Raw genomic sequence first — 19,829 nt, forward strand, 5'->3', positions numbered from 1 at the left:
TCCGGAGGGGGGCTCCGGAGGGTCGTGGTGCCGGGGCGGCCGGCTGGGGGGCCGGGCACCCGGCGTCCGGCTCGGCCCAGGGGGGACCGCGGCCGGCCGGGGTCACAACGGGACGGGCGCTACTGGTAGCTCACGTCCGAGGCGGTGAACTTGCAGGTCTTGCCGTCCGGACCGGCCGGCTTCAGCTCCTTGGGCTCCTTGCCGGTGTTGTTGCCCTCGAAGCGCACGCACGTCTTGATCTTCTTCTTGCTGTCGCCGTGGATGCGGATCCTCGACAGCGTGGCCGTGTCGCCGTAGTTGGCGTTCACACCGACGATCGAGTTCATCGGGGCCGTCACGTCGATGTCGTCCAGCACGATCGTGCGCTTGTACTGCGTCTTGCAGTTGCCGCAGGAGCGGACCAGCTTGCCGGCGTCCTGCACCTGGAAGCCCGAGACGTTCAGGGTGCCGGCGCCGTTGAACTGCAGCACCTTGTCGTCGGCGTTCCGCGCGCCGCCGCCGATCACCCTGTACACCGCCGAGGAGGACTTGCCCTTGAAGCTGGCCGCGTCCTCGCCGACATCCGTCCACCACACGTTCTGCAGTGTGCAACTGCCCTTGCAGTGCACGCCGTCGGCGGCCGGGGTGCCGATGATGACGTTCTTCAGGACCGCACCGTCGGCGAGCTCGAAGAGCGGGTCCTGGCCCTCGTCCTGGCTGTCCCCGCCGAGCGCGCCGGTGCCGTAGAACATCTTCATCCCGCCGTCGCGGACACCGGAGACCGCGATGGTCTTCGACACGGGCGTCTTGCCCTTGTCCGTGGGCCAGGAGGACGCGGCGCCCGCCGTCGACAGCATCGACGTCGTGATGATCGCCGCTCCCGTGATGCCGAGCGCCGAGACGCCGGCGATCACCGCGCGCCGCTTGGAGACCCGGCGGCGATGGCGGACGCGCTGTTCTGCTGGTGCAGTCATGTACCGATTCCTCAGATGGGTGGTGACTCTTGCGCGAAGTGGTCGCCACCGGTGCGGAAAGGGTTGCCGCGTCTTCCGATCTTTTTCACGAGTCGCCGTCGCCGTCGTCCACGGCGGCGAAACCGCCGCCCACGGACAGCTGCAGGGAACCGTTCGAGGCCGTCACCGTGTAGCGGTCCGCACCCGCGTCCCGGCCCCCGCGCTCGTGGTCGTACTGCCCCGCGAACACCCACTCGCCCGCCGGGACCGTACGGCCCTTCCTGAGCGTCCAGGTGTAGACGAGGAAGCCGTCCTCCTCGGCCACCGTGAGCCCGAAGTCGGCCTCGGGCAGGGAGCGCCAGGCGCCCGCCTCGGAGACACCGCCGGTCTGCGCGATCCGCAGCCGCACGGTCAGCGCGGTCAGCCGCTCGCGGTTCTTCACGGTGACGTTGCTCTGCGCCCAGAAGTCGTTGCTGTGCGGGTCGACCGAGCCGTCCGACCACAGCGGTCCGTCCTCGGTGGCGGCGCCCGGCGGCCGTTGCGCGGTGGAGGCGCTCGGCGTGCGCGAGGGCGGCGGGCTGCTCGACCCGCGCTCCTCGGGCGGGCTGCTCGGCGCCGGGTCCACCGGCGGCGCGGGCGCCCGGCTCGTCGCGTCCGGCGACGGCGTGGGCGTGGGTGTGGGCGACGTGGCCACCTCCCGCTCGCGCGGGGCGGCCTCCTCCTGCACCGCGGACGCGACCGCGTACCCGCCGACCGCGAGCACACCCGCCACCGCGGCCGTCGCGCCCGCCACCCGCACCCAGCCGAACACCGGCCCCCGCACCGCCCGGTGGCCGGAACCGGCCCCCGCGGCCATCCCGCGCTCGACCCGGGCCAGCATCCGCTCCCGGTCCGGCTCGTGTTCCCCGGCCGCCTCGTGCAGCCGGGCGCGCAGCTCCTCGTGCACGTCCCGCCGCATCGTCATCGGTCCCTTCCTCCGCCCTCGCCGGTGCGCAAGCCTTCCACGGCGGGCGAGCGGGGAGCGCCCAGCGCCGCGTGCATCCGCTGCGGTACCCCCCGCGTACCCAGCAACCGCTGGAGTTCGGCCATCCCCTTGGAGGTCTGGCTCTTCACCGTACCCACCGAGACGCCGAGGGCGAGCGCGGTGTCCTTCTCCGAGAGGTCGAAGGCGTGGCGCAGCACCACGCAGGCCCGTTTGCGGAACGGCAGCCTGCGCAGGGCCTCCCGGACGTCGACGACGCCCGCGACGTCCGGGTTCTCGGTGTTCTCCTCGCGCTGCGACCAGAACAGCGCGACCCGCCGCCGCTCGCGCACCGCGCTGCGGATGCGGGTGCGGGCCAGGTTGGCCACCACCCCGCGCGCGTACGCCGCCGGATGGTCGGCCGCGCGCACCCGGTCCCAGCGGTGCCACAGCGCCAGCAACGCGTCCGCCGCCAGGTCGTCGGCGATGTCCGGTTCGCCCGTCAGCAGGGAGGCCAGCCGGGCCAGTTCGGCGTAGTGGCGCTCGAAGAAGGCGTGGAACTCCACGGAGGCGGCGTCGTCGACGACTGTGCCCACGGGCGACCTCTCCTCGCAGCGGCGCGGGCACTCCCGGACGGGGGCGCCCTGTGAGTGTCATGTAGATGACATGTGATCATCCGGAGGTGGTCCGGACGAGATCCGGAAGCGTAGCAGCGTTCCCGGGATGGTTCGTACGGAGCTTCGAACGGCGTGTGACGGGCCGGACTTCCATTCCGTAACACGGAGAAAACCTGAACCGGGTTCGACACGGGCACAATCCGGCCAGCATCCGCACACCGATCACCCGGCACCGAGGAGCACGCACCATGTCCGAACCGCAGCAGGTCACCGGCCGGCCGGCCGCCGGCCCACCCCCGGCGCACGGCGTCGACCGCTTCTTCCGGATAACCGAGCGGGGCTCCACCCTCGGCCGGGAGATACGCGGCGGCTTCGCCACCTTCTTCACGATGGCCTACATCCTCGTCCTGAACCCCATCATCCTGGGCAGCGCGAAGGACAAGTTCGGGCACCAGCTGGACGCCGTGCAACTCACCACCGCCACCGCCCTGGTGGCCGCGGTCATGACGATCATCATGGGCGTCGCCGGCAACCTCCCCCTCGCGCTCGCCGCCGGACTCGGCCTGAACGCCGTGGTCGCCTTCCAGATCGCCCCCCTGATGAGCTGGGACGACGCGATGGGCCTGATCGTCCTCGAAGGCCTGCTGATCTGCGTGCTGGTGGTGACCGGGCTGCGCGAGGCCGTCATGCACGCCATACCCCAGCCGCTCAAGCAGGCGATCAGCGTCGGCATCGGCCTGTTCATCGCCTTCATCGGCTTCGTCGACGCCGGGTTCGTCAGCCGCATCCCGGACGCCGCGAACACCACCGTGCCCGTCCAGCTGGGCGGCACCGGCGCCCTCACCGGCTGGCCCATCCTCGTCTTCTGCCTCGGCGTGCTGCTGACGGTCGGCCTGCTCGCCCGCAAGGTCAAGGGCGCCATCCTGATCAGCATCGTCGCCATGACGGCCGTGGCGCTGGTGATCAACTCCGTGGCCGACGTCAAGACCTGGGGCCTGACCACACCCTCCTGGCCCGACAGCGTCGTCGACACCCCCGACTTCGGACTCCTCGGCGACTTCGACCTGTTCGGCGCGTTCAGCGCCCCCGGCGTCGGCGTCGTCACCGTCGTCCTGCTGGTCTTCACCCTGATCCTGTCCGACTTCTTCGACACCATGGGCACCGTCGTCGGCGTCAGCGCCGAGGCCGGACTGCTGGACGAGGACGGCAAGGTCCCCCACCTCGGCCGGGTGCTGCTCATCGACGGTGCCGCGGCCGTCGCGGGCGGAGCCGCCTCCGCCTCCTCCGCGACCTCCTACATCGAGTCCGCGGCCGGCGTCGGCGAGGGCGCGCGCACCGGCTTCTCCAACCTCGTCACCGGCGGCCTGTTCGGCCTCGCGCTGTTCCTGACGCCACTGCTCACCATCGTCCCGCTGCAGGCGGCCGCCCCGGCCCTGGTCGCCGTCGGCTTCCTGATGATGACCCAGGTCAAGCACATCGACTGGGACCGCTACGACATCGCGATCCCCGCGTTCCTCACCATCGCCGTGATGCCGTTCACCTACTCCATCACCAACGGCATCGGCGCCGGCTTCCTCGCCTACGTCGTCATCACGTCCGTCCTCGGCAGGGCCAGGGAGGTGCACTGGCTGCTGTGGGCGACCTCGGCGCTGTTCCTCGTGTACTTCGCCATCGACCCGATCGAGCAGCTCCTGGGAGCGAAGTGACGTACGACGGGCCGCCCCCGGGGGGAAGGGGGCGGCCCGTCGTACGTACAGACGGCTTTCACGCCGCCGGGGTTCAGTCCCGCAGCGCCGCTTCCATCATCGCCTTGGCGACCGGTGCCGCGAGGCCGTTGCCGCTGACCTCCGAGCGGGCCGCGTCCGACTGCTCCACGACCACCGCGACCGCGACCTGCTGGCCCGACGACGCGGACGTGCCGTAGGACGTGAACCAGGCGTACGGCACCTGGCTGTTGTTCTCGCCGTGCTGCGCCGTACCGGTCTTGCCGCCCACCGTCGCGCCCGGGACCCGGGCGTTGGTGCCCGTGCCCTTCTCCACGACCGTGCGCATCGCCGACCGCAGCTGCTCGGCGGTCGAGGAGGAGAGGATCTGCCGGGTGCCCGCCTCGTCGTCGTAGTCCTGCAGCACCGCGCCGTCGCTGCCGGTGATCTGCGACACCATGTGCGGCGAGACCAGCTTGCCGCCGTTGGCAATGGCCGCCGACACCATGGCCATCTGCAGCGGCGTCGCGGTGACGTCGAACTGGCCGATGCCCGTCAGGGCCGTCTCCGACGGGTACATGCCGGAGGGGTAGACGCTCGTGTACGCCCGGACCGGCACGTCCTGCGCGTCGTCGTTGAAGCCGAACTTCTCGGCCATCGCCCTGACCTTGTCCTGGCCGAGCTTCACCGCCATCTTCGCGAAGACGTTGTTGCACGAGTACTCCAGCGCCGTGCGGATCGTGGCGTCGGTGCAGGGCGCGGCGGGGTTCTCGTTGGTCAGCTGCCGCGAGGTGCCCGGCAGCGTGTACGGGTCCGGGCTGTCGGTCGGTTCGTCCACCGACGTGTACAGCCCGTCCTCCAGCGCCGCCGCGGCCACGACCAGCTTGAAGGTCGAGCCGGGCGGCAGCGGCTGCCGCAGGGCCCGGTTGGTCAGCGGCTTGTCCGGGTCCGCGTTGAGCTTCTTCCAGGCGGCCCCGGCCGTGTTGGCGTCGGTCAGCGCCGAGGGGTCGTACGACGGCGTCGACACGACCGCCAGGATCCGCCCGGTCGCCGGGTCGACGGCGACGGCCCCGCCCTTCTTGTCGCCGAGCGCCTCGTACGCCGCCTTCTGCACGTCCGGGTCGATCGTCGTCACCACGTCGCCCGGATCGGCCCGCTCGCCGGTGAGGGTGTCCAGCACCGACTTCAGCCGGGTGTCCGTGCCGTTGAGCAGGTCGGTGTAGATGCCCTCCAGCTGGGTCGGCGCGTAGGCCTGCGACGCGTATCCCGTCACCGCCGCGTACAGCTCGCCGTCCGTGTACGTGCGCTTGTACCTGAGGTCGCCCGTCTTCGTCGGCGCGGAGCCGGTGACCGAGCGGCCGCCCACGATGATGTTCCCGAGCGGCGCCGAGTACGTCAGAATCGCGTTCCGCCGGTTGTCCTTGTCGTCTGCGAGCGCCCGGCCCTCGTAGAACTGCACCCAGGTCGCCCTGCCCAGCAGGGCCAACACCAGCAGCAGCGTGAAGACCGATGCGCGCCTGATCGTCTTGTTCATGCCGCACATAAGGACGAGCCGCGCGGGACGGATCGTTCCCGTCCGTCCGTTTTCTCATCCGCCGTTCAGAAAGCCCGCCTCGTACGCCGCGATCACCGCCGCACCTCCGCCTCACGCGTGGTGAGCCTCGCCACCCAGGCGGGCGGGGCCGGGTGCGCGCGGGCGTGCTCGGTGGCCAGGGCGCGCACGGCCGCGGGGAACAGCAGGCTGTCGCTGCGCGCCACCAGCCGGACCGCGGCACCCGCAGGCCCCACGGCCGGGTCAGCGCCAGCGCCAGCACGATCACCGCGCTGTCCAGCAGCACGGAGACGCCGTTGATGACGGCCACGGCGAGGCGGTCGTCCAGCAGCGCGCTGCCCCGCGGGATCCAAAGGTGACTCCCCGCGATCCAGGCGGTCTTGAGCCCGAGGTAGGGCAGGCAGGACAGGACGGCGACGGCACGGAGGAACCGCCGGGGGCGGCTGAGGCCGGCGGCGGTGCGGGGAGCGGGCGACGGGGGCATGCGCCCAGGCTCCCGCGGCGGGACCGGGCGGCACCTCCTGCGCGGCGACGATCCGCCTCCGCCGGACGGGGGAGGGGTCCTCAGCCCCCCGGGGCCGGGCGGTGTCTGCCCGCGCTCAGGCCTCCAGGAGCAGCACGGTCTCGTCGATCTCGGCGCCCCGGGCGTGCGCGTACCCGCTGGCCGCGGCCACCACGCGGAACCCGCACTTCTCCAGCACCCGCAGCGACCCCACGTTGTCGGCGGCCGCCCTGGCGTACAGGGGACGCTCCGGCACCTGAGCCAGCAGGGCCCGCAGAGCGGCCGTGGCGAGGCCCTTGCCCCAGTACGCGCGGTCGATCCAGTACGTCACCTCGCGCTCGCCCGGCACCCCGTACACCGCGGCGCTGCCGACCACGTCGCCGTCGGCCAGCACCGTGCGGACCACGTCCGAGGAGGAGCGGATCCGGGCCCAGTGGGCGTCGAAGGCGTCCCGGTCGGACGGATCCGCCGGGGTGAAGGCCGCCATGTGGAGCGCCTCGGGGTCGTTCATCTGCCGGAAGAAGACCGGCAGATCGCTGTCGTGGACCGCGCGCAGCTCGACATTCATGCCTCAGAGCCTACGGGTGGCCAGGGTGAGCCGGTCCCGGGCGTCGAACAGCGCGTCCTTGACGAGCTGCTCGTGCGCCGGCGTCAGCCGGGCCACCGGCACCGAGCAGCTGATCGCGTCCCGCGCAGGCGTGCGGTACGGGATCGCCACGCCGAAGCAGCGCAGCCCGAGCGTGTTCTCCTCGCGGTCCACGGCGAAGCCCTGCTCGCGCACCTGGTGCAGCTCCTCGATGAGCTTCTCCCGGTCGGTGATCGTGTTCTCGGTCAGCGCGGGCAGCGTCTCCGGGAGCATCTTGCGGACCTGCTCGTCGGAGTACGTGCTCAGCAGGGCCTTGCCGAGGGACGTGGAGTGCGCGGGCAGCCGGCGGCCGACCCGGGTGAAGGGCCGCAGGTAGTGCTGCGACTGGCGGGTGGCCAGGTAGACGACGTTGGTGCCGTCGAGGCGGGCGAGGTGGATCGTCTCGGTCGTGTCGTCCGAGAGCCGGTCCAGGGTCGGGCGGGCCGCCGCGACGACCTCGTCGCCGTCGATGTAGGACGTGCCCACCAGCAGGGCCCGCACGCCGATGCCGTAGCGCGTGCCCGTCGCGTCCGTCTCCACCCAGCCCAGTTCGACGAGCGTGCGCAGCAGCATGTAGAGGCTGGACTTGGGGTAGCCGACGGCCTCCTGGACCGCCGCGAGCGAGTGCATACCGGGACGCCCGGCGAAGTATTCGAGCAGTTCAACCGTGCGTACCGCGGACTTGACCTGCGCCCCGCCGCCCGTCTCGCCAGCCGACATCGCCCTTGACCCCTTCGTTCGACGGGAAATAGTCTCCCCAGCATATTCACCATCGGAGACAGCGTTCAGTATATCGAACGCCCCTGGTGGGTGACCCAGTACTGCGGCATTACATGTGTGGAGGGACCCGCGGTGGCAGCAGCACCAGTCTGGAGTGTCGACCCCCGAACCGGGAAGCAGCGCGAGCAGGTTGCGGTGGAGGCCACAGCCCAGGAGGTGGACGCCGCCGTCCGGGCCGCGCACGAGGCGCGCGGCTCGCTCGCGGACCGCGCCGTCCGCGCGGCCTTCCTGCGCAGCGCCGCCGAGGAGCTCCAGGCGGCCGAGGACGGCCTCGTCGAGACCGCCGACGCCGAGACCGCGCTCGGCCCGGTCCGGCTGACCGGCGAGCTCGCGCGCACCCGCTACCAGCTGCGGGCCTTCGCCGACATCGTCGACGAGGGCGCCTTCCTCGACGTCGTCATCAACCACCCCGACGACACCGCCACCCCGCCGATCCCGGACCTGCGCCGCTACAAGGTGCCCCTCGGCGTCGTCGCCGTCTACTCGGCCTCGAACTTCCCCTTCGCCTTCTCCGTCGCCGGCGGCGACACCGCGAGCGCCCTCGCGGCCGGCTGCCCCGTCGTCGTCAAGGCCCACCCGGACCACCCGGCCCTGTCCGAGTACGTCGCCAAGGTGCTGCGCCGCGCCGCCGCCCGGCACGACATCCCCGAGGGCGTCGTGGGCCTGGTCCACGGCTTCGAGGCCGGCGTCGAACTCATCAGGCACCCGCTGGTCGCGGCGGCCGGCTTCACCGGCTCCGTGCGAGGCGGCCGGGCCCTGTTCGACGCGGCGGCCGCCCGCCCCGTGCCGATCCCGTTCCACGGCGAGCTGGGTTCGCTCAACCCGGTCGTCGTCACCGAGGCCGCGGCCGCCGAGCGCGCCGAGGCCATCGGCTCCGGCCTCGCCGGTTCGATGACGCTGGGCGTCGGCCAGTTCTGTGTGAAGCCCGGCCTCGTCCTCGCGCCGTCCGGCGCCGCCGGAGACGCCCTGCTCAAGTCGCTGACCGACGCCGTCAGCGACACCGACGCCGGGGTCCTGCTCGACCACCGCATGCGCGACAACTTCGTCGCCGGTGTCGCCGAACGGGCCGAGCTGCCCGACGTCGAGTCGCCGGTCACGCCCGGAGCGGGCGGCGAGCACACCGTCAGTGCGGGCTTCCTCACCGTCCCCGCCAGCAGGCTGGCCCGGGAGGGCGAGCACGACCTGCTGCTGGAGGAGTGCTTCGGACCGGTCACCGTGGTGGCCCGCTACGAGGACGAGGACGAGGTCAAGGCCGTGCTGTCGCGGCTGCCGGGCAACCTGACCGCCACGGTGCAGCTGTCCGAGGAGGAGGCCGCCGGCCAGGGCCGCGGCGCCGAGCTGCTGCAGGAACTGACGCCGCTGGCCGGGCGGGTGCTGGTGAACGGCTGGCCGACGGGGGTCGCGGTCGCGCCCGCGCAGCACCACGGCGGGCCGTACCCGGCGACGACGTCGACGTCCACGTCGGTGGGCGGCACGGCGATCGAGCGGTGGCTGCGGCCGGTCGCCTACCAGAACGCCCCGCAGGCGCTGCTCCCGGCGGAGCTGCGGGACGAGAACCCGCTGGGGCTGCCGCGGCGGTTCAACGGGCGGCTGGAGCGCTGAGCTCGGCGGGGGTGCGGGTGGAGCGCGGGCTGCCGGTGCGCCGTGGCCGTTCGCGCAGTTCCCCGCGCCCCCGAAGGGCGCGTCTGGAAGAGTGGGCCGAATGGATCTCGAACTTCCCGAACTGCCGTTCCCGCTGCGCTCCTACGGGCCCGAGGCGCACTGGTCCTACGAGGACGGCGTGCTCACCGGGTGGGCCGGGGCGCGGCAGGACCGGTTCGTGCCGCCCACCGGGGAGGGGCTGGACCCGGCCTCCGACGCGCCGCGGCTGCTGGGGGCGCCCGGCGGGGACTTCCAGCTGATCGCCAGGGTCACGGTCGGGTTCGCGGCGGCCTTCGACGCGGGGGTGCTCTACGTCCACGTGGGCGAGCGTGCCTGGGCCAAGCTCTGCCTGGAGTACTCCCCGGACGTCCCCACCGTCTGCACGGTGGTCACCCGCGGCCACTCGGACGACGCCAACTCCTTCACGGTGGAGGGCAGTTCCGTCTGGCTCCGGGTGAGCCGCACCGGCCGGGCCTTCGCCTTCCACGCCTCACGCGACGGGGAGCGCTGGACCTTCGTCCGCCTGTTCACCCTGGGCGACGAGAAGGAGACGGCCGCCGCCCTGGCCGGCTTCATGACGCAGTCGCCGATGGGGGCGGGCTGCGTGGTGACCTACGACCACATCGAGTTCAGGCCGCACTGGCCGGACGACCTGCGGGACGGCAGCTGAGGCCGGGCGGGGAACCGCCCTCCCGGCCGGGTACGTCCTTCGTTCCATGATCAGGGACAGAGTGACCTCCGGCCGCGTGATCCGCACGGTGCTGCCCTCCGAGGTGGAGCACGTCGTCGCGCTGCACGCCCGGGCCCGGGCGACGTACTACCCCGGCGGGGCGCCGCAGGACGGCACCGACTGGCACGCCTCCTGGCGCAGCGCCCTCACCCGGCCGGACGGGCGGGTGCTGTGCGTCGTGCAGGAGGGGCGCATCGTCGGCCTGGCGTCCTTCCGCACCCCCGAGGACGCCCCGCCGGACACGGTGAAGCTCTTCCAGTTCCACGTCGACCCCGGCCACTGGCGCCGGGGCGTGGGCAGCGCGCTGCACGCCGCCTGCGTCGAGGAGTGGCAGGCCGACCGCAGACACACCGCCGTGCTCGACGTGCACGTGGACAACCGGCGGGCGCAGGGCTTCTACCGGCGGCAGGGCTGGGTGCCCGAACCGGCGGAGCCGGGGGACCACCACCTGCGGATGCGGTTGGTCCTGGGCGGGGAATGAAACGTCCTGCTTGAACGTTCATGTACCCGGCGGAGGGAGCCTCCGTACCCCGAGAGCTGGAGAGAGCCGAAGTCATGCGCGTCGAGATCTGGAGCGACATCGCCTGCCCCTGGTGCTACGTGGGCAAGGCCCGCTTCGACAAGGCGCTGCGGGAGTTCCCGTACCGCGACCGGGTCGAGGTGGTGCACCGCTCCTTCGAGCTGGACCCGGGGCGCGCCAAGGACGATGTCCAGCCCGTGATCGACATGCTCACCAGCAAGTACGGGATGAGCCCCGCGCAGGCCGAGGCCGGTGAGGACAACCTGGGCGCCCAGGCCGCCGCCGAGGGGCTCGACTACCGCACGCGCGGCCGCGACCACGGCAGCACCTTCGACATGCACCGCCTGCTCCACTTCGCCAAGGAGCAGGGCCGCCAGGAGCGGCTGCTCGACCTGCTGTACCGGGCCAACTTCGCCGAGGAGCGCTCCGTCTTCGCCGACGACGAGCGGCTGGTGGAGCTCGCCCTCGCCGCGGGCCTTCCGGAGGAGGGCGTGCGGGCGGTGCTCGCCGACCCCGGCGCGTACGCCGACGACGTCCGCGCCGACGAGCGGGAGGCCGCGCAGCTCGGCGCGAACGGGGTGCCGTTCTTCGTCCTCGACCGCAAGTACGGCGTCTCCGGCGCCCAGCCCGCCGAGGTCTTCGCCCGGGCCCTCGCCCAGGCCTACGGCGAGCCCGCGCCGCTGGAGATCGTCGGCGGAGCGGACGCCGACGGTGCCTGCGGCCCGGTTGGATGCGCCGTGCCCCAGCGCTGAAACGCCCAGCTCGGAGCGGTTCCATAAGCGTTTCTTGGCCATATCACGCAGAAATCGGCAATGGACGGGGGGATCCGGGGGTCGCAGAGTGGTCCCATGGAGACCTTCGAGAACCTCGTCCGTGCCGAGTTCACCCCGAAGCACACCTACCTGAACACCGCGAGCAACGGGCTCCTGCCCGCCCGTACCGTCACCGCCGTGCAGCAGGCGGTGCGGATGCGGGCCGAGGGCACACCCCTGGGTCCCCTGTACGAGGACGTGGAGGCCGCCCGCGCCTCCTTCGCCCGGCTCGCCGGTGTGCCCGCCGAGCGGGTCGCGACCGGGACCTCGGTCGCCGAGTACGGCGCCCTGATCGCCGCCTCGCTGCCCGCCGGGGCCGAAGTCCTCACCGCCGAGGGCGACTTCGCCTCCCTGGTCAACCCGTTCCACGAGCGCGGCGACCTCAAGCTGCGGGCCGTGCCCCTGGAGCGGCTCGCCGAGTCCGTCCGGCCCGGCACCGCGCTGGTCGCGGTCAGCAGCGTCCAGTCCGCCGACGGCCGGCTCGCGGACCTGCCCGCGGTGCGCGACGCGGCCCGGACCCACGGGGCGCGCACCTACGTCGACGTCTCCCAGTCCGCCGGCTGGCTGCCGATGGACGGCGACGCCGACGACTTCCTCGCCTGCGTCGGCTTCAAGTGGCTCCTCGGGCCGCACGGCGCCGCGTTCTTCGTCGCCCCCCGGGACCTCGGCGGCCTCACCCCGCTGCTCGCCGGCTGGGTCGCCGGCGAGGTGCCCTGGGACAGCTGTTACGGACCGGTGCAGGAACACGCCCGCTCCGCGCGGCGGTTCGACGTCAGTCCGTCCCTGTTCAGCCACGCCGGGCTGCGCGCCTCCCTCGCCCTCGTCGAGGAGATCGGCGTCGACGTCCTGCACGCCCACGACGTCGGGCTCGCGGACCGCTTCCGGGCGGGGCTCGCCGAGCTGGGACACCGGCCGGTGCCCGCGCCGGGCTCGGCGATCGTGTCCGTTCCCGGTCTCGGCCACCGGCAGCGGGAGCTGAGCGCGGCGGGCATCGAGGTGTCCGACCGGGCGGGGAACCTGCGCGCCGCGTTCCACCTCTACAACACGGCGGCGGACGTCGACCGGCTGCTGGACGCCCTCAAGGGGTGAGGGCGTGGAAAAACCGGGTGGGGCCTCCCGTCCCACACGAGGAGGCCCCACCCGGCAGCTCGTTCACACGGCCAGTGCACCGCGACCCGCGCTCACTTCACCGGCGTGAAGTCCCGCGCCCCGATGAACTCCGGGCGTCGCACCGGTGCCGCGAACGGTTCCACCGCCGTGTTCTCGACGCTGTTGAACACGATGAACACGTTGCTGCGCGGGAACGGCGTGATGTTGTCGCCGGAGCCGTGCATGCAGTTGCAGTCGAACCAGGTCGCCGAACCGGCCTTGCCCGTGAACAACTTGATGCCGTGCTGGGCGGCGAACCCGGTCAGCGCCTCGTCCGAGGGCGTGCCCGCGTCCTGCATCTGCAGCGACTTCTTGTAGTTGTCCTTCGGCGTGGCCCCCGCGCACCCGAGGAACGTCTTGTGCGACCCCGGCATGATCATGAGACCGCCGTTGGTGTCGTGGTTCTCGGTCAGCGCGATCGAGACCGACACCGTGCGCATCCGCGGCAGACCGTCCTCGGCGTGCCACGTCTCGAAGTCCGAGTGCCAGTAGAAGCCGCTGGCGCCGAACCCGGGCTTGACGTTGATCCGCGACTGGTGGACGTAGACGTCCGAGCCGAGGATCTGCCGCGCCCGGCCCACGACCCGCTCGTCACGGACCAGCCGGGCGAAGACCTCGCTGATCTTGTGCACCTCGAAGACCGAGCGGATCTCCTTGGACTTCGGCTCGACGATCGACCGCTCGTCGGCACGGATGTCCGGGTCGTTCACCAGCCGGTTCAGCTCGTCGCGGTAGACGGCGACCTCGTCGTCCTCGATGAGCTGGTCGATGGCGAGGAAGCCGTCGCGCTCGAAGGACAGCAGGTCGGCCGGGACGATCGGCCCGGGCGCGTCGGGCGCGCCCCAGACGACCGGGTCCTGGCGCGGGGTGAGCACCTCGGTGGCCCCGCGCGTCGGATAGAGGTCCGGGATGCCGGTGGTGGTGGTCGTGTCGGTCGTGGCGGTCATGGAAACGTCACACCTCCTCGGTGAGCAGCGGGTAGACGCCGTTCTCGTCGTGGTCCTCCCGTCCGGTCACGGGCGGGTTGAACACGCAGAGGCAGCGGAAGTCCTGCTTGACCCGCAGCGTGTGCCTCTCGTGCCCGTCCAGGAGGTACATGGTGCCGGGCGTGATGATGTGCTTCTGCCCGGTCTCGTGGTCGGTCAGCTCGGCCTCGCCCTCGACGCAGACGACGGCCTCGATGTGGTTCGCGTACCACATCGACGTCTCCGTACCCGCGTACAGGATCGTCTCGTGCAGGGAGAAGCCGACCTTCTCCTTGGCGAGGACGATGCGTTTGCTCTCCCACGTGCCGGACGCCGCCTTCACGTGCCGGTCGGTACCTTCGATCTCCTTGAACGAACGGACAATCACGGTGCTGCGATGCCTCCTAGGTGGGTGGTGCTGTGTGGTCAGGCGGTCTCGCGGACGGCGCGGGCCAGCGTGCTGAGGCCCTCGTCCAGCTCCTCGGGCGTGATGGTGAGGGCGGGAAGCAGCTTCACGACCTCGCTCTCCGGGCCGGACGTCTCGATGAGCAGCCCGAGTTCGAAGGCGCGCTTGGCGATCATCCCCGCGCGGGCCTTGTCGTGGAACTCCATGCCCCACACCAGGCCGCGGCCCCGGTACTCCTTCACGTCGGCCAGGTTCTCCTCGGTGATGGAGATCAGCGCCTGCTCGACCTGCTCGCCGCGCGTGCGGGTCTGCTTCTCCATCGCGGAGCCGTCGGCCCAGTACGTCTCCAGGGCCGCGGTCGCCGTGACGAAGGCGGGGTTGTTGCCGCGGAAGGTGCCGTTGTGCTCGCCGGGCTCCCAGACGTCGAGCTCGGGCTTGAACAGGCACAGCGACATGGGCAGGCCGTAGCCGCTGATGGACTTGGAGACGGTGACGATGTCCGGCGTGATGCCCGCCTCCTCGAAGGAGAAGAACGCGCCGGTACGGCCGCAGCCCATCTGGATGTCGTCGACGATCAGCAGCATGTCCTGCCGCTCGCACAGGTCGGCCAGGGCGCGCAGCCACTCGGGCCGGGCCACGTTGATGCCGCCCTCGCCCTGCACGGTCTCCACGATCACGGCGGCCGGCTTGTTCAGGCCGGAGCCCTGATCCTCCAGGAGCCGCTCGAACCACAGGAAGTCCGGGACCTGGCCGTCGAAGTAGTTGTCGAACGGCATCGGCGTGCCGTGCACCAGCGGGATGCCGGCGCCGGCGCGCTTGAAGGCGTTGCCGGTGACGGCCAGCGAACCCAGCGACATGCCGTGGAAGGCGTTGGTGAACGACACGATCGCCTCGCGCCCCTTCACCTTCCGCGCCAGCTTCAGCGCGGACTCCACGGCGTTGGTGCCGGTCGGGCCCGGGAACATGACCTTGTACGGCAGGTCGCGCGGGCGCAGCAGCAGGTTCTGGAAGGTCTCCAGGAAGCGGCGCTTGGCGGTGGTCGACATGTCGAGGCCGTGCGTGACGCCGTCCCGCTCCAGGTAGTCGATCAGCGCGCGTTTGAGGACCGGGTTGTTGTGCCCGTAGTTCAGTGACCCGGCTCCGGCGAAGAAGTCGAGGTACTCGTGGCCGTCCTCGTCGTACATGCGGCTGCCCACCGCACGGTCGAAGACGGTGGGCCAGCCGCGGCAGTAGCTGCGCACCTCGGACTCCAGGGTCTCGAAGACGCTCAGGTCGGGCTGGGTGATGGTCACGACGAATCGCTCCTCGGTGCGTGGGGGAAGTCTGCGAAGTCTGTGAAGTCTGCGGGGTCGGGCGGGAGGTCTCAGCGGGGCAGAGGGCCGATGCGGTACAGGACCTCCGGGTCGTGCGGCCCGTCGGGGAACAGGCCCGTGTCGAACAGCACCTCGCGCTCCAGCGGCGCGCCGTGCCGCTCGGCGAAGGACGTGAACAGGCGCTCCGAGGCGGCGTTGCCCGGAGTGATGGTCGTCTCCACCGTCGTCACCGCGCGCTCGGCGACGGTCCGCGCGACCAGGCCGTCGAGCAGCGCCGCGGCCAGACCGCGGCCGCGGTGCGCCTCGTCCACCGCGACCTGCCACACCAGCAGGGTGCGCGGGCTGTCCGGTCGTACGTACCCGGTGATGAAGCCCATCGGCTCGCCGCGCTCGTCACGCGCGACGGCCGACGTGGCGGCGAAGTCGCGGCACCACAGCAGATAGCTGTAGGACGAGTTCACGTCGAGAACCTTCGAGTCCTTCGCCATCCGCCACAGTGCGGCTCCGTCGGCCACCGTGGGTCGGTCGATTTGCGGATCTGCTTGTACGGCGGTCATGCGAATTGAACTTACCCAGCGAAATTCAAAATTGCATCGCCGATCGGGGTTACATATGGGCTCGGCCTGTGTTATCACGCGAGCGCGAGACGTGGGGCACCCTGGCGGCGGGATGCCCTGTATTGTCCGGGTATTACCGGGCAAAATGGTCACTGTGTGTAACGCGTCACAGGCAGGTAACCCCCACGAGATCCGCCAGAATTACCTCGCGGAAGGTCCTCGAAATCTGCGCGTTTAGGACCAGGAAAAGCGGGCAGAAGAATACGGGAAGCTGTTCTTGAAAGAATTCTTAATTGTGTTCCGGCTTACATGTGGGACAATTCGAAAAGCGCATGGAATTCAGGCCCCGGTCATCCCGCCGACACGTTCCCGCGGGACCTCGGCGTGACCGTCGTGCCGCGCGAGGCCCGGGCGGGATCGGGCGGTGGTCAGCGCCACGCCTCCTCGGCGGAGCGGAGTGCCGCCTCCACGTTCACCGGCAGGCCCTGCTCCGACAGGGCCGCGCCGAGCGCCGCCAGGCTCGCGCGGACGGCGCCCGGTGTCGCGTCGGGGCCGTAGTGGTTGACCCGGATCATCTCCCCGGCCAGCGCGCCGCCGCCCGCGGCGACCGGCAGCGCCGGATCCGCCGCCAGGGCCCGCGCCACCAGCTGCGAGGCCACCACCCCGGCCGGGACGCGCAGGGTCGTGGCGACCGGGGCCGCGTCCCGGGCGTCGCGCACGTACGGCTCCAGGCCGCCGCCGAGCGCGACCGCCCCGGCGCGGGTCGCCGCCGCGGCCGCCGCGTGCCGCGCCATCACCGCGTCCGGACCGACCGCCTCGATCCGCTGCACGCACGCCTCCAGCGCGAGCATCTCCAGCTGCGCCGGCGCGTGCAGCAGCGCCTTGCGGCCGCCGTCGATCCAGCGCTCCTTCCAGTCGAGCAGCGACAGGTACGACCGCCGCGGCGCCCGCGGGTTCGCCGCCATCCGGGCCCAGGCCCGCTCGCTCACCGACACCGCCGACACCCCGGCCGGCCCGCCCATCGCCTTCTGCGCGCCGATCACGCACAGGTCGACGCCCCACGCGTCCGGCAGCACCGGCTCGGCGCCGATCGACGCCACCGCGTCCAGGTAGAACAGCGCCCCGTGCGCCCGCACCACCTCGCCGATCTCCGCGACCGGATTGGTGTTGCCGGTCGCGGCCTCCGCGTGCACCAGCGACACGAAGTCGATCTCCGGGTGCGCGGCGAAGGCCTCCCGGATCTGCTCGGCCCTCACCGCCGTGTGGAAGGGCACGGCCAGGTCGACGACCGTCGCGCCGCAGTCCCGCAGCCAGTCGCCGAAGGTCTGCCCGTAGGGACCCGTGATGACGTTCAGCGCCGTCGTCCCCGGACCGGCAGCGGCGCGGATCGCGCCCTCCAGCGGCAGCAGCGCCTCCCCCTGCATGATCACGACGTCCTGCTCGGTGTTCAGCAGCCGCGCCACACGGTCCTCGATCGCGGCGAAGCGGTCCGCGCCGAGCGGGGCCAGGTCCAGAAACGGATGCGTCACAGCAATGCTCTCTTCACTCACAGGTTCGACGGCAACGAGGGTAACCGGCGGGTCCCGCGGCCCCCGTACGCGCGGCCCGGGGCGACCGGCCCCCTTCGAGACGCCGCCCGCGGCTCACTAAGGTGCGGTGCATGAGCGATCACGCGGTGCTGCACGTGAAGGGACGGGTGCTCGTCGGGCCCGAGGACGTCCGGGACGAACTGTGGGTCGTCGACGGCCGTGTCTCCTACGACCGCCCCACCGGCGCCCGCGACGTCCGCACGGTCGAGGGCTGGGCCCTGCCCGGCCTCGTCGACGCGCACTGCCACGTCGGACTCGACCGGCACGGCGCGGTGCCGCGGGACGTCGCCGAGAAGCAGGCGCTGACCGACCGGGACGCGGGCACCCTGCTGATCCGTGACGCGGGCTCGCCGTCCGACACCCGCTGGGTCGACGACCGCGAGGACCTGCCCAAGATCATCCGCGCGGGGCGGCACATCGCCCGCACCCGCCGCTACATCCGCAACTACGCCTGGGAGATCGAACCGGACGACCTGGTCGCCTACGTCGCCCAGGAGGCCCGGCGCGGCGACGGCTGGGTCAAGCTCGTCGGCGACTGGATCGACCGCGACCTCGGCGACCTGTCGGCCTGCTGGCCGCGCGGCGCGGTGGAGGCGGCCATCGCGGAGGCGCACCGCCTGGGCGCCCGCGTCACCGCGCACTGCTTCGCCGAGAGCTCCCTGCGGGACCTCGTCGAGGCCGGCATCGACTGCATCGAACACGCGACGGGACTGACCGAGGACCTCGTCCCGCTCTTCGCCGAACGGGGCGTCGCCATCGTGCCGACCCTCGTCAACATTGCGACCTTCCCTCAGCTCGCCGACGGCGGCGAGGAGAAGTTCCCGCGCTGGTCGGCCCATATGCGGCGGCTCCACGCCCGCCGCTACGACACGGTCCGGGGCGCCTACGACGCCGGCATCCCCGTCTTCGTCGGCACCGACGCCGGCGGCGGGCTCGCCCACGGCCTCGCGGCGGCCGAGGTCGCCGAACTCGTCACCGCGGGCATCCCGCCCGTCGAGGCCCTGGCCGCCGGCACCTGGAGGGCGCGCGCCTGGCTCGGCCGGCCCGGCCTGGACGAGGGCGCCCCGGCCGACCTCGTCGTCTACGACGAGGACCCGCGCGCGGACGTGCGCGTCCTGGCGGCGCCGCGCCGCGTGGTGCTCAACGGGCGTGTGGTGGGCGGGGCGTGAGGGTGACGCCGGGGAACGCCTGTGCCGGGGGATTCGAATACAGCGGCGATTCCGCCACGTTGGGGTGAAGAGGCGTCGGATCGCTGACGGGGGGCGCGCGGCGGGGCGATTCTTTCCGGGTCCCGAGCCTGTCTCTTCTGGGAGTCCCCACCGTGAACAGCCCTTCCTTCCGCATGCCCGCACGCCGTCCGGCGGCCGTCGCCATGGCGGCGGCCCTCGCCGCCGGGCCCGCGGTCCTCGCCGGCGCGAGCCCGGCGCACGCCACCGGCGACCACGGGCGTGCGAGCGCCGTCGTCCTGCGCACCGGCCTCGACGTCTCGCTGCTGAACAAGACGGTCGAGGTCCCGCTCGCCGTCTCGCTCAACCAGGTCGAGGCCCCGGGCAGCGCCGAGAAGACCACGCTGACGGCCCGGCTGGACGCGGTGGACGGCGGCCGGCCCTTCAGCGTGCTGCGCGCGGACGTGGCCCGCGCGACGGCCACCACGACCGCCACGAAGGCCGAGGGGAGCACCACCCTGGCCCACGCCCGCCTGCACGTCCCGGGCCTGCCGCTGCTGTCGCTGATCGAGGTCGAGCAGGTCACCTCCACGGCCACCTGCGAGGTGGGCAGGAAGCCGGTCGCCACGACCGACCTGCCCGGCTCGGTCACCGTGCTCGGCAAGCGCGTGAACCTCACCGCGGGCGGCCCGACCGTCGTCACGGTGCCGGGCGTCGGCGAGGTGCGCCTGGACCTGTCGAACACCCGGACCACGGCCCGCTCGGCCGCCGCCACCGCCCTCGAACTGAAGGTGTCGGTCGACCCGTTGAAGCTGAACGTCGCCGAGGTCGACGGCACGCTCACCCTGGCCGAGGCGACGTGCAGGACACCCGTCCCCGCGACGGAAACCTCCGCCCCGCCCGCCGGCGTCGAACCCCAGGGCGCCCCCGCCGAGGCCAACCTGGCCGAGACGGGCGGCAGTTCGGCCACCCCCTATCTCGTGGGCGGCGCTGTGGCCCTGCTGGCCGGGGGTGGGGGAGCGGTGCTCCTGACCCGGCGCCGCGGCTGACCGAGAGGGCCCGGGCGGCGGGACGGGCCCAGGCACGGCGAGGTCCCGCGGGAGCCCGTCCCTCTCGTGGACGCGGGGCCGTCTCCCTCCGGTCGTCGGGCGGGGCAGTGGGGACCGGTCCCGCGTCGCCCCGGGGTGTCCGCAGGCGGCGGGTGAGCGCCAGGCCGGTCACGGCCCGGGGCGGCGGGACGGGCCCAGGCACGGTGAGGTCCCGCGGGAGCCCGTCCCTCTCCGGGACGCGGGGCCGTCTCCCTTCGGTC

19 protein-coding genes and 1 pseudogene are annotated in these 19,829 nt (G+C 72.3%); 8 read left to right on the forward strand and 12 right to left on the reverse strand.

Annotation, left to right across the window (positions count from 1 at the left end; genetic code table 11):
* Positions 1-119: 119 nt before the first annotated feature.
* From ACPXCS_RS29275 to ACPXCS_RS29285, 3 genes are all read right to left on the reverse strand, one after another.
* A complete protein-coding gene (locus ACPXCS_RS29275; protein WP_425945675.1) occupies positions 120-953 on the reverse strand; it encodes a pectate lyase in 834 nt (277 codons plus the stop codon).
* Between the two features lie 85 nt (positions 954-1,038).
* Positions 1,039-1,896 (reverse strand): hypothetical protein, encoded by an 858-nt coding sequence (locus ACPXCS_RS29280; RefSeq protein WP_425945676.1) that lies wholly within the window; start codon positions 1,894-1,896, stop codon positions 1,039-1,041.
* Positions 1,893-2,489, reverse strand: coding sequence for a SigE family RNA polymerase sigma factor (locus ACPXCS_RS29285; protein WP_425945677.1), 597 nt, complete (start codon positions 2,487-2,489; stop codon positions 1,893-1,895). The genes ACPXCS_RS29280 and ACPXCS_RS29285 overlap by 4 nt, the downstream gene beginning before the upstream one ends.
* 269 nt (positions 2,490-2,758) lie before the next feature.
* On the opposite strand from ACPXCS_RS29285, the gene ACPXCS_RS29290 reads away from it, so the two are divergent.
* Complete coding sequence (locus ACPXCS_RS29290) at positions 2,759-4,216, forward strand: NCS2 family permease (RefSeq protein WP_425945678.1); 1,458 nt, start codon at positions 2,759-2,761, stop codon at positions 4,214-4,216.
* Between the two features lie 73 nt (positions 4,217-4,289).
* Here the strand turns inward: ACPXCS_RS29290 and ACPXCS_RS29295 are convergent, their stop codons facing one another.
* The 4 genes and pseudogenes from ACPXCS_RS29295 to ACPXCS_RS29310 all read right to left on the reverse strand — a co-directional run bounded on the left by ACPXCS_RS29295 (position 4,290) and on the right by ACPXCS_RS29310 (position 7,612).
* The gene (locus ACPXCS_RS29295) at positions 4,290-5,747 is read right to left on the reverse strand and encodes a peptidoglycan D,D-transpeptidase FtsI family protein (protein WP_425945679.1); all 1,458 of its coding nucleotides are present in this window, start codon (positions 5,745-5,747) and stop codon (positions 4,290-4,292) included.
* A 95-nt stretch (positions 5,748-5,842) separates the two neighbouring features.
* A pseudogene (locus tag ACPXCS_RS29300) lies at positions 5,843-5,983 on the reverse strand (DNA-binding response regulator); the annotation flags it as partial.
* Between the two features lie 381 nt (positions 5,984-6,364).
* Positions 6,365-6,835: a GNAT family N-acetyltransferase gene (locus ACPXCS_RS29305; RefSeq protein WP_425945680.1), complete on the reverse strand. Its 471-nt coding sequence runs from the start codon at positions 6,833-6,835 to the stop codon at positions 6,365-6,367.
* A gap of 3 nt (positions 6,836-6,838) precedes the next feature.
* Positions 6,839-7,612: an IclR family transcriptional regulator gene (locus tag ACPXCS_RS29310; protein WP_010037854.1), complete on the reverse strand. Its 774-nt coding sequence runs from the start codon at positions 7,610-7,612 to the stop codon at positions 6,839-6,841.
* A 132-nt stretch (positions 7,613-7,744) separates the two neighbouring features.
* On the opposite strand from ACPXCS_RS29310, the gene ACPXCS_RS29315 reads away from it, so the two are divergent.
* The 5 genes from ACPXCS_RS29315 to ACPXCS_RS29335 all read left to right on the forward strand — a co-directional run bounded on the left by ACPXCS_RS29315 (position 7,745) and on the right by ACPXCS_RS29335 (position 12,464).
* Entirely contained in the window at positions 7,745-9,274 is a 1,530-nt protein-coding gene (locus ACPXCS_RS29315; RefSeq protein ID WP_425945681.1) for an aldehyde dehydrogenase (NADP(+)), read from the forward strand.
* Between the two features lie 100 nt (positions 9,275-9,374).
* Positions 9,375-9,983, forward strand: coding sequence for a DUF1349 domain-containing protein (locus tag ACPXCS_RS29320; protein WP_425945682.1), 609 nt, complete (start codon positions 9,375-9,377; stop codon positions 9,981-9,983).
* A gap of 46 nt (positions 9,984-10,029) precedes the next feature.
* On the forward strand, positions 10,030-10,524 hold the full coding sequence (locus tag ACPXCS_RS29325; RefSeq protein WP_425945684.1) for a GNAT family N-acetyltransferase: 495 nt from the start codon (positions 10,030-10,032) through the stop codon (positions 10,522-10,524).
* A 74-nt stretch (positions 10,525-10,598) separates the two neighbouring features.
* Positions 10,599-11,315, forward strand: coding sequence for a DsbA family oxidoreductase (locus tag ACPXCS_RS29330; protein WP_425945685.1), 717 nt, complete (start codon positions 10,599-10,601; stop codon positions 11,313-11,315).
* Positions 11,316-11,411: 96 nt separating this feature from the next.
* Positions 11,412-12,464: an aminotransferase class V-fold PLP-dependent enzyme gene (locus ACPXCS_RS29335; RefSeq protein ID WP_425945686.1), complete on the forward strand. Its 1,053-nt coding sequence runs from the start codon at positions 11,412-11,414 to the stop codon at positions 12,462-12,464.
* Positions 12,465-12,556: 92 nt separating this feature from the next.
* On the opposite strand, the gene thpD is transcribed toward ACPXCS_RS29335, so the two are convergent.
* From thpD to ACPXCS_RS29360, 5 genes are all read right to left on the reverse strand, one after another.
* Complete coding sequence (thpD, locus tag ACPXCS_RS29340) at positions 12,557-13,471, reverse strand: ectoine hydroxylase (protein ID WP_425945687.1); 915 nt, start codon at positions 13,469-13,471, stop codon at positions 12,557-12,559.
* Between the two features lie 7 nt (positions 13,472-13,478).
* Positions 13,479-13,877, reverse strand: coding sequence for an ectoine synthase (locus tag ACPXCS_RS29345; protein WP_425945688.1), 399 nt, complete (start codon positions 13,875-13,877; stop codon positions 13,479-13,481).
* Positions 13,878-13,915: 38 nt separating this feature from the next.
* A complete protein-coding gene (gene ectB, locus ACPXCS_RS29350; protein ID WP_425945689.1) occupies positions 13,916-15,187 on the reverse strand; it encodes a diaminobutyrate--2-oxoglutarate transaminase in 1,272 nt (423 codons plus the stop codon).
* A 71-nt stretch (positions 15,188-15,258) separates the two neighbouring features.
* Positions 15,259-15,765, reverse strand: coding sequence for a diaminobutyrate acetyltransferase (ectA, locus tag ACPXCS_RS29355; RefSeq protein WP_311683799.1), 507 nt, complete (start codon positions 15,763-15,765; stop codon positions 15,259-15,261).
* Positions 15,766-16,193: 428 nt separating this feature from the next.
* Entirely contained in the window at positions 16,194-17,294 is a 1,101-nt protein-coding gene (locus tag ACPXCS_RS29360) for a pyridoxal-phosphate-dependent aminotransferase family protein (protein ID WP_425945690.1), read from the reverse strand.
* A 131-nt stretch (positions 17,295-17,425) separates the two neighbouring features.
* Between ACPXCS_RS29360 and ACPXCS_RS29365 the strand changes: the two genes are divergently transcribed.
* Positions 17,426-18,523: an amidohydrolase family protein gene (locus ACPXCS_RS29365; RefSeq protein ID WP_425945691.1), complete on the forward strand. Its 1,098-nt coding sequence runs from the start codon at positions 17,426-17,428 to the stop codon at positions 18,521-18,523.
* Between the two features lie 152 nt (positions 18,524-18,675).
* The gene (locus tag ACPXCS_RS29370; RefSeq protein WP_425945692.1) at positions 18,676-19,569 is read left to right on the forward strand and encodes an SCO1860 family LAETG-anchored protein; all 894 of its coding nucleotides are present in this window, start codon (positions 18,676-18,678) and stop codon (positions 19,567-19,569) included.
* Positions 19,570-19,829 lie beyond the last annotated feature (260 nt).

Origin of the sequence: Streptomyces sp. DT190, from assembly GCF_049846985.1 — a bacterium.
Taxonomy (GTDB): domain Bacteria; phylum Actinomycetota; class Actinomycetes; order Streptomycetales; family Streptomycetaceae; genus Streptomyces.